This is a genomic window from Cupriavidus basilensis (assembly GCF_008801925.2).
GTDB lineage: Bacteria > Pseudomonadota > Gammaproteobacteria > Burkholderiales > Burkholderiaceae > Cupriavidus > Cupriavidus basilensis.
Window position 1 is genome coordinate 2,200,410 of the sequence record NZ_CP062803.1, and the last position, 12,816, is coordinate 2,213,225.

Genomic DNA, 12,816 nt, shown 5'->3' on the forward strand with positions numbered 1-12,816 from the left:
CAGCGGTCACCCGGCCGCGGCGGCCTAGGCCGCCGCGGTGTGTTCTGCACCGTCGCCTCGTGGTCGTCACCGCACCAGCCGCCTCACGCCCACCTCGAATCATGTCCACGCACGCATTCCGCTATTACCGCATTCCACCCGACGCCGAGCCCTTGCGTGAGCAAGTCCGCGGCTTTCTTGCCGAAGCCTTGAAGGATCGGTCGCCACTGCAGCGCGCCGACTCTTGGATGGGAGCCGATCCCGAATTCAGCCGCGAACTCGGCCGTCGGGGCTGGCTGGGGATGGCCCTGCCCCGGCGCTATGGCGGCGCAGAAGCGGGCCCATTCGCACGCTATGTCGTGATCGAGGAGTTGCTGGCCGCCGGCGCGCCAGTCTCCGCGCACTGGATCGCCGACCGCCAAAGCGGCCCACTGATCCTGCGCTACGGCACCGAAGCCCAGCGCGACAAATACCTGCCGGGCATCTGCCGCGGCGAGAACTACTTCTGCATCGGCATGAGCGAGCCCAATTCCGGGTCGGATCTGGCCTCGATCCGCACGCGCGCCCAGCGCCGGGGTGATGGCTGGGTACTCAACGGGCATAAGCTCTGGACCACCAACGCCCACTACTCGCGGTACATGATTGCCCTGGTGCGCACCGGCGAAAAACCCGCGTCGCGCCACGAGGGGATGTCGCAGTTCATCATTGACCTTCAATCGCCAGGCATCACGATCCGTCCGATCCGGGACCTGGCCGGCGGCGAGCATTTCAACGAAGTCTATTTTGACGATGTCCAACTCGGCGCCGACGCCTTGATCGGCACCGAGGGCCAGGGCTGGGAACAGGTGACGGCGGAACTGGCCTTCGAGCGCAGCGGGCCGGAGCGCTTTCTCAGCAGCATTGCCCTGCTGCATACGCTGATCGACGCCATCGGCAAGCATCCCGATGCACTGCAGGCGCGGGAGATCGGCCGGCTGGCCGCCCGCCTCTTCACGCTGCGGCAAATGTCGCTGTCCGTCACTGCGGAACTGGCGGCAGGCCGCAACCCGGCCTGGGCGGCTTCCTGCGTGAAGGACCTCGGCACGCAGTTCGAGCAAGACATCCCGGAGGTCGCGCAACTGCTGCTGGACCTGCCGCCGAGCGTGGGTGGAGGTAACGACCACGCCCAGGTGCTGGCCTACCTGATGCAAATGGCGCCCTCCTTTTCCCTGCGCGGTGGCACGCGCGAAATCCTGCGCGGCATTATTGCCCGCGGACTCGGGCTACGGTGAATCCCATGCAAGAGATCTTTGAGAGCACCATTGAGCGCTTGCTTGGCGACACCGTCACGGCAGAGCTGCTGCGCACCTGCGAAACCGGCGCCTGGCCCGCGTCACTCTGGGCCAGCGTGGAGGACTCCGGCTTTGCCGTCGCCGCCGCCCCCGAGGCCCGGGGCGGTGCCGGTGCCAGTTGGGCGGACCTGTTCGTCGTCGTCCGCGCCGCCGGCCGGCACAACCTGCCGTTGCCCTTGCCCGAGACGCTGCTTGCCAACGCCTTGCTCGGGCAAAGCGGCCTGGAAGCACTGAACGAGCCTCTGGGCATCGCCGCTGGCGGTATGCTGAGCCTGCGGCGTGGCCGCGTTGGCGGCACCCTGCGCGATATCCCCTGGGGCCGGCATGTGCAGCGCTTGGTGGCGGTGACTGATGGACCCGAGCCGACGGTGGTATTGCTGGACACCACCGGTGCGCGGTGCCAAACCCGGCAGAACACGGCCGGGGAGCCGCGCGACGACCTGCACTTCGACGATGTGTTCCCGTTATCCAGTGCGCCGCTGCCCGCCGAAACGCCCGCCGATGTGCTCCAGCTCGGCGGCGCGCTGATGCGATGCGCGCAGATCGCCGGCGCCACGCAGACCGTGCTGGACCTGGCCACACGCTACGCCACCGAGCGGGTCCAATTCGGCAAGCCGATTGGCGCCTTCCAGGCGCTGCAGCAGCAGATGGCAGTCCTCGCCGAACACGCTGGCGCCGCCGCGGTCGCGGCGGAATGTGCCTTCGCCCAGTCACTTGATGCAGCCGGCGGCTTTGCTACCCTGCCCATCGCCGCGGCCAAGGTCTGTAGCGCCGAAGCCGCGGGCATGGCGGCGTCGGTCGCGCACACAGTGCATGGCGCCATCGGCTTTACCGATGAACATGCGCTGCACCTGTCCACGCGGCGGCTCTGGTCCTGGCGCAGCGAATTCGGCAATGCCACCACCTGGTCGCAGCGCCTTGGCCAGGCCGTGTGCGGTGCCGGAGCGGCGGCGCTGTGGCCAGCGCTGACGGCCTGCCGCCTGGACTTTCCCGCTCATCACGCGCGCGTTCAGGCCTGAACCACGCATCACCCTCAACGACGCCTATCCTCAGAGACTTGACCATGCGGACCGTATTCCGAGAAGACCACGAACTATTCCGCCAGCAGGCGCGTCGCTTCATCGAGAGCGAGATCGTGCCCCACCTGCCCGACTGGGAGCGGGCCGGCATCGTGCCCACGGAGATCTGGCGCAAGGCCGGCGAGATCGGCCTGCTGTGCGCAACAGTACCGGAGGAATATGGCGGCGCCGGCGGCGACTTCGGCCACTCCGCCGTCATGATCGAGGAGCTGGCCCGCGTCAACGCCACCGCCATCGGCTTCACCACGCATTCCGAGATCGTCGCACCGTACATCGTCGCCTACGGCAGCGAGGAGCAGAAACAGCGCTGGCTGCCCCGCATGGCCAGCGGCGAACTGATCGGCGTGATCGCCATGAGCGAGCCCGGCATCGGCAGCGACTTGCGCTCGATGCGCACCAGCGCCACGCGCGACGGCGGCGACTACATCGTCAACGGGCAGAAGACCTTCATCACCAATGGCGGTAATGCCGGCCTGATGATCACGGCCACCAAGCTCGACCCGAAATCCAAGGACCTGACACTGATCTGCGTCGAGGAAGACCGGCCCGGCTTCTCCAAAGGCAAGCTGCTGGAAAAGATCGGCCTGAAGGGACAGGACACCTCGGAGCTCTTTTTCGACAACGTCCGCGTACCGGCGGAGAATCGCCTTGGCGAAGAGAACCAAGGGTTCCGCTACCTGACCCACCAGCTCGCGTGGGAACGCACCATCATCGGCATCCGCGCGGCCGCGTCGATTGAAGCATTGTTGGCGGAGACCATCCAGTACACCCGCGATCGCCTGGTATTCGGCAAGCCGGTGTTCGACTTCCAGAACACGCGCTTCAAGCTCGCGGAGGTGAAGGCGCAGGCCACCATGCTGCGCGTCTTCGTCGACGACTGCCTGGGCAAGGCGATGCGCTTTGAGCTCACCGCCGAGGTGGGCGCGATGTGCAAGCTGCTCGGCTCCGAGCTGCAAGGCAAGCTGCTCGACGAGTTGCTCCAGTTGCACGGCGGCTACGGCTTCATGAGCGAGTACAAGATCGGCCGCTCGTGGGTGGATGCACGGGTTGCGCGCATCTATGGCGGCACGTCCGAGATCATGAAGGAAATCATCAGCCGGTCGCTATAACGCGCCCGGCTGCAACGCAAGAAAACCCAGAGGAGACAATGATGCCCAAGCTTTCGTATATCCGCCACGATGGCACCCGTACCGATGTCGAGGTGTCAACCGGCGCCACGGTCATGCAAAGCGCCCTGGAGCGCGGCGTCGATGGCATCAGCGGCGATTGCGGCGGCGCTTGCCAATGCTGTACCTGCCACGTCTTCGTGGAGGAAGCCTGGCTCAACAAGCTGCCGCCCGTGGACGAGATGGAGGACGCCATGCTGGACAGCACCGCCGAGCCGCGGCGCGCCAACAGCCGCTTGTCCTGCATGCTGACGATGGCACCGGAACTGGACGGTCTGGTCGTGCACCTGCCTGCTTCCCAGCTCTGAGCGAAGCAACCGGGGGCGCTTGCAGCACCCCCTCCCGCCGGTGAATCCCTGCAATTAATCCCAGATGACCGGGACCGAATGCGGCCCGCGCAACTGCGCCCCCGCAATCCTGGGCGCCGGCTTGTCCGGGTCCAGCCGGATATTGGGTAGCAGGTCCAGGATGGCGTTGACCGCCGCCTGAAGCTCGATCTTGGCGATGTACTGGCCGATACACATATGCGCGCCGAAGCCAAAGCCGAAAGAAGGCTTCGGCCTACGGTCAATATCGAAGGTCTCGCTGTTCTCGAAGGCTTCCTCGTCGCGATTTGCAGATGAGACGATGCACTGAACCATCGCGCCCTTAGGCACCAGAACACCGCCGATCTCCACGTCCTTCGCCGCCTGTCGCACCTTGAAGGTGGCGACCGGCTCGAACCGCACGGCTTCGTCGATCGCCTTGGGCACCAAGCCGCGGTCCTGGCGCACCCGCTCCAGCAGTGCAGGCCGCTCCAGCAGCAGCGTCATCAGCGAGCCGAAGGTGCGAGTGGTGGTCTCGCCCGCGGCGGGCAGCAAGGAGCGCACGAAGGTGGCGACCTCATGATCGTCTAGCCGGCGCCCCTCGTACTCGGCACGAATCAGCCGGCTGATCAAGTCGTCGCCATCGGCGCCATCCTTGCGTACCTGGACCACCTCCACCTTGACTGCGTCGTAGAGCGCCTGTGCAGCCGCCATGGCCGCCTTGCGCGCCGCGGCCGCCCGTTCGGCATCGACCTGCGGGCCGGCCAGGATGGCCAGCGCCCATGCAGCGTATTGCTCCACCCGTTCAGGCGTGTCATCGGGGAAGCCGATCAGCGAGTAGATCAGCCGGATCGGGAAATGCAGGCCGAAGTCCATCAGGTCAGCCCGTTTTGCGGCCGCCATCGGCACGATGTATTCGTTGCGCACGATCGGATCCATCTTGGCATCGCGCCAGCGGTTGACCACATCGGGCATGAAGACAGGCTGCAGTAAGGCGCGCGCGCGGCGGTGCGCGTCCCCGTCCATGCCGGTCAGGATCAGCCCGTCGAAGAACGCGCCCAGGCCTTCGGCGATGAAGCCACTGGTGAAATTGGTGGCGTCGCGCAGCACCGCCATCACGTCCTTGTATTTGAATAGGGTGAAAGTGGGCCGGTCGGGGTCCAGCCCGGCGATGGTGGGCACACCCAGGCGTGCCATGAAATCCTCCGCAATCACCGGCGAATTCCTGCGCATGTTGCGGTAAATCGCATGCAGGTCGACATCGCTGCCGCGGTAGTTCTCCGCCACGCCGGCAAATGCCGTCTCGAGGGCGGGTGCTGCGCTGTTGCTCATCTCGGTCTCCTTCCTGGATGTCATTGCCCGGGGATACGTACGGGGGAAGCGTCCATATGGCCGCATTGCCGTTTGACCCCGGGTCAGCATATTTAATTGAACACTTTCTGCAATTGTGATCCACTTAATCGACGCGGGCAAGACCAAACGCACTGACCGGAGCCATCCGGGTGCCAAGGCTGCACCCAGAACGACAAACAGGACGGAGACAACATGACAAGCAAGCAAACCCACGATGCCATCATCGTCGGCGGCGGCCACAATGGCCTTTCGGCTGGCTGCTACCTGGCGGCCGCCGGCAAGAAGGTGCTAGTGCTCGAAGCGCTGGACAAGGTGGGCGGCATGGCCTCGTCGGGCTACCTGCTGCCTGAGGCGCCTGGCCACCTGGTCCACCCTTGCGCGCTGGACATGATGTCGATGCGCGTGCATCCGCGGGTGCCGGCGGAGCTGGAGCTTGAGCGCCATGGCTTCCGCCAGATCGAACTGACCCCGGGCTATGTCTACCTGCATCCGGACGGCACCTCGCTGGTGTTCTGGCGCGATCCCCAAAAGACCGCCGACGAAATCCGGCGCTTCAGCCCCAAGGATGCGGATGCTTTCCTGACCTTCATGGATGTGGTGCTGGCCTTCATCGACATGGCCGTGCCCATGATGCGGGTGGACCCGGCCGAACTGAACGTGGGCGCCAAGTTCGAAGCGTTCCGCGCGGCCCTGCGCAACCGCAAGCTCAAGCCCGAGCTGATGACGCTGCTCACCGGCTCCGCCTACCAGGCGGCGCTGGAGCGTTTCGAGCACCCGGTCACCATCTCGGCCATGTGCTGCCTGACCGGCCTGGCCGGCCCCATCACCAGCGACGGCAGCGGCATCTACTACGCGCTGCTCGGCTTCCTGCACCGCTTCGGCGTTGGCCGCGTGGTGGGCGGCATGCAAACGCTGTCCAATGCGATGGCTGCCCGCTTGCGCGAGCTTGGCGGCGAGATCCTGACGTCCGCGTCGGTCCAGGAGATTGTGGCCGACCAGGGCCGCGTGCGCGGCGTGCGCCTTGCCGATGGCCGCGAGTTCCACGCGCGCGCAGTGATTGCCAGCTGCCACCCCAAGGTAGCGCTGGACCTCGTCACCGCGGGCCAGGTCGAGCCACGGCTGCTGACACGCATATCGCACGCGCCAGCCAATGCGCACGGTGCATCGCCCCTGAAGGTCGACATGGCCCTCAACGGCCAGATCTCGCTCAAGCGCTTTGAGGATCAGCGCGGCGACGGCCTGGACCTGCGCAAGACCTGCCTGCTGATCGGCACGACCGAAGCCGTGCTGGAGAACTTCCGCGCTTCCGCGCGTGGAGAAGTGCCTGCCCTGCCCTACCTCACCATTACCGCGCCGAGCGCGGTGGACCCGTCGCTGGCGCCAAACGGGCAGGATACGGTCTACCTGTACCCGCCCGCCATGCCGACCGAACCACGCGAGGGTTGGGATGCCATCCGCGAGCGCGTGACGCAGCAGGTGATCGACCAGGCGAGCGAGTACATTGACGGCCTGAAGACACAGGAGATCGCCCGCCGGATGGAAGCCGCGCCGGATTTCACGCGGCGCCTGAATACCGTCAACGGTTGCGTGGTGCATATCGACACCAGCACGATGCGCTCCAATACGCTGCGCCCGGCCTACGGCCTGGGGGGCAACACGCTGCCGGTGGCCGGCCTGTATTTCGGTGGCGCGGGTATACATCCGGGTGGCGGCGTCAACGGCATGCCGGGGCGTATCGCGGCCCAGCGCGTGCAGCGCTACCTGGGCAAGAGCGACCGCAGCGTGAGCGCGCTGGCGATTGCCGGCGCTGTGCTTTCAGCGTGGGGCATGGGCTGAAGGTGTGCAAGCCACGGCATCGGCCACCGGGCGTTGCAGCGAGGGGCGCCCGCCGGCCAGCACCGCGGCCAGCACGAAGTCAACCGAGAACTGGCGCCACGCCGCTACCCCCTGCGGCGCGGTGGTATCGAAGCCGGCCACCGCCGACACCGTATAGCGGTTGGTAAAGCCGCCGGTGGTCAGCAGCGCCGAGGCGGCATAGAACAGGCGCGCGTCGATATCGGGCCGGAATTCTCCGCACTGCGCACCGCGCAGCAGGATGCGCTCCATCTGCGCCACCAGTGCGGGTGCGCGGGCCTGGAAGCGGTTGGCGTGCTGGGCGTTGTGCTCGTGAAAGCGCAGCCCTTCCTGCGCCAACGAGCCTAGGGTCGGGTCGTGGCGGTACTGGTCAAAAGCATGCTCCAGCAGCACCCGCAGCGCCTGCGTGGGTGGAAGGTGATCCAGCTCCAGCGCCAGCAGGTCTGCCAGCACATCCTGCGCCGACTCATCCAGCACACTGGCAAACAATTGCTCCTTGCTGTTGAAGTAGTGATAGACGAGCTGCTTGGTCACGCCCGCCGCGCGCGCGATGTCGTCCACGCGCGCGCCGGCCAGCCCTTTTTCCGAGAATGCCTGGCGCGCCTCCTTGAGCAAGCGGCCGATGGTGGCGCGCTTGCGCGACGGCGCGGCGGGCGTATCAACATCTGGCGCAGGATCGGGAGGACGCATGGCTTGAGCGATGAGATTGGGGGCGGGCAACCGGCCAGCCGATGGCCGGCGGCGCCGCTCCCGCATTCTAAGGCCGAAGCCGCGCAAACGCGCCCTCTCGTATTCCCGCCCCCTGCGCTCAGAACGACTGCGACAACGGCCTCACCACGATCTCGTTCACCGCCACATGCCCAGGCTGTGAGATTGCATAGACCACCGCATCCGCGATCGCATCGGCTGACATCGCGCCCTCGTAGAGTTGCTGCGCCCGCGCCTTGAACGCTGGCATGGTGATGCTCTCGGTCAGCTCGCTCGCCACCAGCCCCGGGCAGATCGAGGTCACCCGCACCTTGCCCACGCATTCCTGGCGCAGCCCCTCGCTGATCGCGCGCACGGCAAACTTGGTACCCGAGTACACAGCGCCGCCGGGGCCGACCGTCAGGCCCGCCACGGACGAGATATTGATGACATGGCCCGCCCCCTGCGCCAGCATGCCGCCGAGCACCGCGTGGATGCCATGCAGCACGCCCTTGATATTGACATCGATCATGCGGCTCCAGTCGTCGACGCAACCCTGAGCGATCAGCGACACCGGCATGATGCCCGCGTTGTTGACCAGCACATCGATGCGTCCGAAGCGCTTGCGCCCCGCGTCGGCCAGCGACTGCAGTGCCGCCGGCTGGGTGACGTCCGTGACGGCCCACAGCACGTTGTCGCCAAGTTCGGCGGCCAGTGCCGCCAGCCTTTGCTCCCGCCTTGCACCCAGCACCAGCCTGGCGCCGTGCCTGGCGAGCTGGCGCGCGCACGCCTCGCCGATGCCGCTGCTGGCGCCGGTGATCATCACGACCTTGCCTTCGATTGCGTCCATGGTCTCCTCTTCCTTTCCATATTGAAACGATTTTGTCTTTGAGTGATGCTGAACTGCGGCCGGCATCGACACCGGCCGCGCGTTCAGCCCGCGAGCGATTCAATCAACGCGGGATCGCCCGCCTCCTCCGTCACCCACTTGACCATGCGGCGGATCGGTTCGATCGCGTCCTGTCGGTCCAGGTTGTGCTGCAGCGTGGCGGCGGCCCCCAGCGACACAAGCCGCTGCGCCCCCTGGTAGGCCAGCTTGTCCCGCATCGCCACTTTCAGGGATTCCGGAAAAACGCCGATGGTCTGCGTATAGGCGTTGACTGAGCGCACCGCGGTATCGATCTCGTCGATCGGTACCAGGTTGCCGACGCGGCAGCCCAGGATGCGCGAGAAGCTCACCGGCGCGCCGTCCCTGGACACGATCATCGCGCCCTCGTTGCGCTTGCCGCCGAAGACCGTGTAGTCCTCGTCGATCATGCGGATGCCGTCGATCTCCTCCTTGAGCGCGGGATCGAACGCCTTGTGCGGGGTCGACAGCGTATCGGGCAGCGTCTGCAGCGCCTCGAAGGCCAGGCGTGCCAGCGCTTCGCAGCGTGCCAGGCCCGCCGCGTCCGTGCCGGATTGCACGTAGACCACCCGCGCGCTGACGCAGGCTTCCTGGTTCTGCGCGCCGACATCCAGCGCCAGGCGCCGGGCCACGCTGGCCAGCGTGGCGTCATCCTCGAACGCCTCCTTGCCGATGATGGTGCCGCTAAGCTTGGGATCCAGCGTGATCAGGTCCAGGCCGGGCTGCAGGTAGCGGGTGATGTGCTTGACCGAATCGAAGCCACCCCAGGCGATCAGCTTCTCGACCTTGCGCGGGTCGTAGATGCGCTGCTCCACCTGCTCATTGCCGCCCTTCCAGTAAGCCACGCTCAGGTGGCGCGTCAGCGGATGGTCCGGCGCCATGTCGATCATCGTGCGCGCGATCGCCATCGACGTCAGCGGATCGTTGGAGGGCGCCTTGATGATGGCATCGGAGCGCGTGAGCGCATTGCGGATCACGGTCAGCACGGCCACCACCGGCGCATTGCCGGCGATCACGTGCACACAGCGCGCGCCGAAGGCGCGGGTCCTGGCCGTAATGCCCGGAATCAGCACGCCCGGCTGCTCCACCCAGCCCTCCAGGTAATCCGCGCCGACCGAGCGCGCCACGACGTTGTAAAGCTCCTCCCGGTGGAACAGCCGTGGCATGCGCGTGTAGTGGAAGCGCAGGATGCTCTCCGACAGGCCCGAGGTGGCGCACGACAGCGCAAACGCCTCCTGCAGGTGCCGGTTGTCCGAGAAGTTGAGGTGCCGCCCCAGTTCGACCAGATAGTCGACGATCTGGCCTAGGCTCAGCGTGTACAGGTCGGCCATCATCGACGGCGCGCGCAGCGTCAGCTCGTCGGCGTACTTGCCGACATCCGGCGCGGTGAACGACACGCCGCCACGGCGGCCGCCAAAGGTCAGTTCGTCACCCTCAATCACCTTGCCGCGGATGATCAGCGGGACTCGGTAGGTAGTCATTGCAGTCTCACTCCGACAGTTCGTTCAGGAAGCTCAGGGCCTGGTCATGCGCGGCGGGGGCGCCGGCGCAGATCACCTTGTCGTCGCCGCCCTCCTTCTCGCTGTAGCGGCGGATATCCGGCAGCAGGTAGGCCCCGGTACGCCCACACGCGCAAGGCTTGTCGAAGCCGTGCATGGTGATCTCATCGCCCGTCACCAGGCCGGCCCAGTAGGTGCTGGTCAGCAGGTCCAGCGAGGCAAAGCGCCCGGTCAGTCCGTCCTTGCGCGGCAGCGGCTTGCCGGTGGCCGGGTCGAGCAGGAACGGGATGGTGGTCGGGGGGACGTGATAGTGCCCGTGTTCGCAGCGCATGCTGAAGCCGATCTGCTCGCTGCAACCGTAGAACTCGTAGAAGTTGTGGAAGCCAAGAAACTCCACCAATTGTTCGCGCCAGTTGTCGGGCATATTCTTGCCCTTCTTGCCACCACCGGTGTGCAGCACGCTGCCCGGGCCGAATACGCTGCTCGCGCCCTGCGCCAGGCCCTCGGCCGCGGTGTCGTAGAGGATGGTCCAGACCGCGCCGATATACACGTCCTTACCGCCAAAGCGCCGGATCGCGTCGGAGAAAAACGTCTTCAACTGCTGCGGGCGGTCGCGCTCCACGCGCACCAGCTCATCGCGCTTGGCCAGCAGCGCGTCGGAGATCTGCAGCGTGCCCAGTTCACCCTGCGCCTCGGCTGCGGCCAATCGGCCGGAGAGGGAGGCAACGTCGGCCGAGAAGCGTGAGTCCGGGTACATGAAAAGCGCGTTGTCTTCACCGCCGGCGTACATCTCCACCTGGTAGCCGCTGCCCCGCGCCGCCGCGCTGGCGCCCTTGCGGTAGGTCGGTGCAATCAGCGGCCGCTTGTTCTTGATGAGATCCGGGCCGGTGCCAGGACCGCGCCAGTCGCGGATGCGATTGGCAGAAAGCTCGATGTTCTGGCGCCATTCCTTGTCGGTGCGCGGCAGGAAAGACAGCTTGCCGGTGGTGCCCGAGGTATGGAACACGCGCAGGCTGGTCTTGGCATCCAGCAGATCCACCCAGTCGTCGATCAGCTTGACGCCCGTGGCATCGACCTGGCTCAGGTCCTGGGTGGTCAGGCCGTTGAGCCAGCGCGTGAGCTTATCGAACTGGCCGCGTTCCAGATAGGACATCGGGTAGGACTTGTACACCGTGTGCGCAAACAGCAGCGGCGCCACATCGTCGATGCCGCGGATCTCGTCGATGCCCTGCTCCGTGGCCAGCTTGTCCAGCACGGGGATCTTGCCGCGCATCTCGGCAAAACGCTTGCGCACGCCGTTGAGCTGGATGTCCCGGATCTGCTCCGGCGTAAGGCGGAAAGCCTCGTCATAGCAGGCCCCGATGAGCGCCGTAGGCTCGTCCAGCAACCTGGCATACAGGTCGGTCATGATTTGTCTCCATAGGTGGAATGGCGGGTCGCCGTAGCAAAGCGCACTCTGTTCTTCGGTGCGTGCCTAATCCTATGAAAGCCATGACTTGAACAGAAGCAGAACCGGTTTCTCTGTCCAGTCAAACTATCGCTGGACGGACATCTCGTGCGCTGGAGCGGCCTGCAGGCCAAGTGCGTCCAGCCGGTACTCGCGCGGGCTGCGCCCCGTGACCTTGCGAAACGCCGCGCCAAACGCGGCCGCGCTTTGGAACCCACACTCGAAGGCCACGACCTTGATCATCACCTCGCGCCGCGACAGGAGCGCCTTGGCCTGGCGGATGCGGGCGTCGGCCATAAAGGCGCCAAGGGTGCTGCCAGTAGTGTTCTTGAAGGTGCGTGCGAGATGGCGCGGGCTGATGCGGCACGCAAGAGCAAGCTCTGCAATGCTCGGCGAGGGGCCGCTAGCCGCCTCCACCCGCTCGCGGATCAGGCGCAACTGCCATGGTGCCAGCCGGCTGCCGCCGAACTTGAGCGAATCCTCGAAGCCCCTGAAATGGCGTGCAACGTGCACCAGCATCGAGAGCACCAGCGATTCGGCCAGCACGTCGCTGCCGAACCCCGGCGCAAGCGCCTCGCGTGCCAGTTGCAGCATCGCTTCGCGTACCGGAGGGATGCGCAGGTCGCGGCACAGCGCCAGCTCGCCTTCGCTCCATTGCCAGTCACGCAGGCCGTCGAGCCATGCGGCGTCGAACATGCAGCAAACCACGCGCCGGTCCATCGGGCCGCAGCGGACATGGAACGTCTGGCCGGCCGGCACCAATACGCTGTCGCCCAGCGTGGCAAAGGCCGCTTGCGCTTCGCCGCCACGGAACGCGCCGCAATCCGCGCCGGAACGTCCGCTCAGGCACAGATCCAGATAGCTCATCGAAGGCCGGAACACCGCATCCAGCGGTTCAGCCAGTGTGAGCGTGCGGACGTTGACCTCCAGGCCGGGCGTGCAGATATGCGCATCCACCGACAGGCGCGGCGCAGGCATGCGCTGGCGCCGGATGAACTCGCCACCCGCCACCGTATAGAGGTCCGAGGCAGGGACGCCGGCGAACCCCGTGGCATTCACGCTGCGCGAAGCGTTCGAGACATGTTGGTCCATGGGTAAGGCCGATGAAGGCACCTGCGAGATACCCTTAATACCGTCAAGATAATACACACAATATCAATTACTGTCTAATATCAGACGAAATCATCCGCGATCTGTCACAAGCGCGGT

Annotated in this window: 11 protein-coding genes; 5 read left to right on the forward strand and 6 right to left on the reverse strand. The window is 66.0% G+C overall.

Features of this window, described 5'->3' with window-relative positions:
- Nucleotides 1–101: 101 nt before the first annotated feature.
- The 4 genes from F7R26_RS09905 to F7R26_RS09920 are packed head-to-tail and all read left to right on the forward strand — an operon-like array spanning nucleotide 102 to nucleotide 3,863.
- Complete coding sequence (locus F7R26_RS09905; protein WP_150983417.1) at nucleotides 102–1,250, forward strand: acyl-CoA dehydrogenase family protein; 1,149 nt, start codon at nucleotides 102–104, stop codon at nucleotides 1,248–1,250.
- Between the two features lie 5 nt (nucleotides 1,251–1,255).
- A complete protein-coding gene (locus tag F7R26_RS09910; RefSeq protein WP_150983418.1) occupies nucleotides 1,256–2,329 on the forward strand; it encodes an acyl-CoA dehydrogenase in 1,074 nt (357 codons plus the stop codon).
- 44 nt (nucleotides 2,330–2,373) lie between these two features.
- Nucleotides 2,374–3,498: an acyl-CoA dehydrogenase family protein gene (locus F7R26_RS09915; RefSeq protein WP_150983419.1), complete on the forward strand. Its 1,125-nt coding sequence runs from the start codon at nucleotides 2,374–2,376 to the stop codon at nucleotides 3,496–3,498.
- Nucleotides 3,499–3,536: 38 nt separating this feature from the next.
- Complete coding sequence (locus tag F7R26_RS09920) at nucleotides 3,537–3,863, forward strand: 2Fe-2S iron-sulfur cluster-binding protein (RefSeq protein ID WP_241754474.1); 327 nt, start codon at nucleotides 3,537–3,539, stop codon at nucleotides 3,861–3,863.
- A gap of 54 nt (nucleotides 3,864–3,917) precedes the next feature.
- Here F7R26_RS09920 and F7R26_RS09925 read toward each other — a convergent pair whose 3' ends face one another.
- Complete coding sequence (locus F7R26_RS09925) at nucleotides 3,918–5,192, reverse strand: cytochrome P450 (RefSeq protein WP_150983421.1); 1,275 nt, start codon at nucleotides 5,190–5,192, stop codon at nucleotides 3,918–3,920.
- Between the two features lie 213 nt (nucleotides 5,193–5,405).
- On the opposite strand from F7R26_RS09925, the gene F7R26_RS09930 reads away from it, so the two are divergent.
- Nucleotides 5,406–7,049, forward strand: coding sequence for a phytoene desaturase family protein (locus F7R26_RS09930; protein ID WP_150983422.1), 1,644 nt, complete (start codon nucleotides 5,406–5,408; stop codon nucleotides 7,047–7,049).
- On the opposite strand, the gene F7R26_RS09935 is transcribed toward F7R26_RS09930, so the two are convergent.
- The 5 genes from F7R26_RS09935 to F7R26_RS09955 all read right to left on the reverse strand — a co-directional run bounded on the left by F7R26_RS09935 (nucleotide 7,029) and on the right by F7R26_RS09955 (nucleotide 12,699).
- Complete coding sequence (locus tag F7R26_RS09935) at nucleotides 7,029–7,757, reverse strand: TetR/AcrR family transcriptional regulator (protein ID WP_150983423.1); 729 nt, start codon at nucleotides 7,755–7,757, stop codon at nucleotides 7,029–7,031. The two genes, F7R26_RS09930 and F7R26_RS09935, sit on opposite strands and share 21 nt — an antisense overlap.
- Nucleotides 7,758–7,875: 118 nt before the next feature.
- Nucleotides 7,876–8,604, reverse strand: coding sequence for an SDR family oxidoreductase (locus F7R26_RS09940; RefSeq protein WP_150983424.1), 729 nt, complete (start codon nucleotides 8,602–8,604; stop codon nucleotides 7,876–7,878).
- An 83-nt stretch (nucleotides 8,605–8,687) separates the two neighbouring features.
- Entirely contained in the window at nucleotides 8,688–10,142 is a 1,455-nt protein-coding gene (locus tag F7R26_RS09945) for an acyl-CoA reductase (RefSeq protein ID WP_150983425.1), read from the reverse strand.
- 7 nt (nucleotides 10,143–10,149) lie between these two features.
- A complete protein-coding gene (locus F7R26_RS09950) occupies nucleotides 10,150–11,568 on the reverse strand; it encodes a phenylacetate--CoA ligase family protein (RefSeq protein ID WP_150983426.1) in 1,419 nt (472 codons plus the stop codon).
- Between the two features lie 126 nt (nucleotides 11,569–11,694).
- The gene (locus F7R26_RS09955; protein ID WP_150983427.1) at nucleotides 11,695–12,699 is read right to left on the reverse strand and encodes a helix-turn-helix domain-containing protein; all 1,005 of its coding nucleotides are present in this window, start codon (nucleotides 12,697–12,699) and stop codon (nucleotides 11,695–11,697) included.
- Nucleotides 12,700–12,816: the final 117 nt, after the last annotated feature.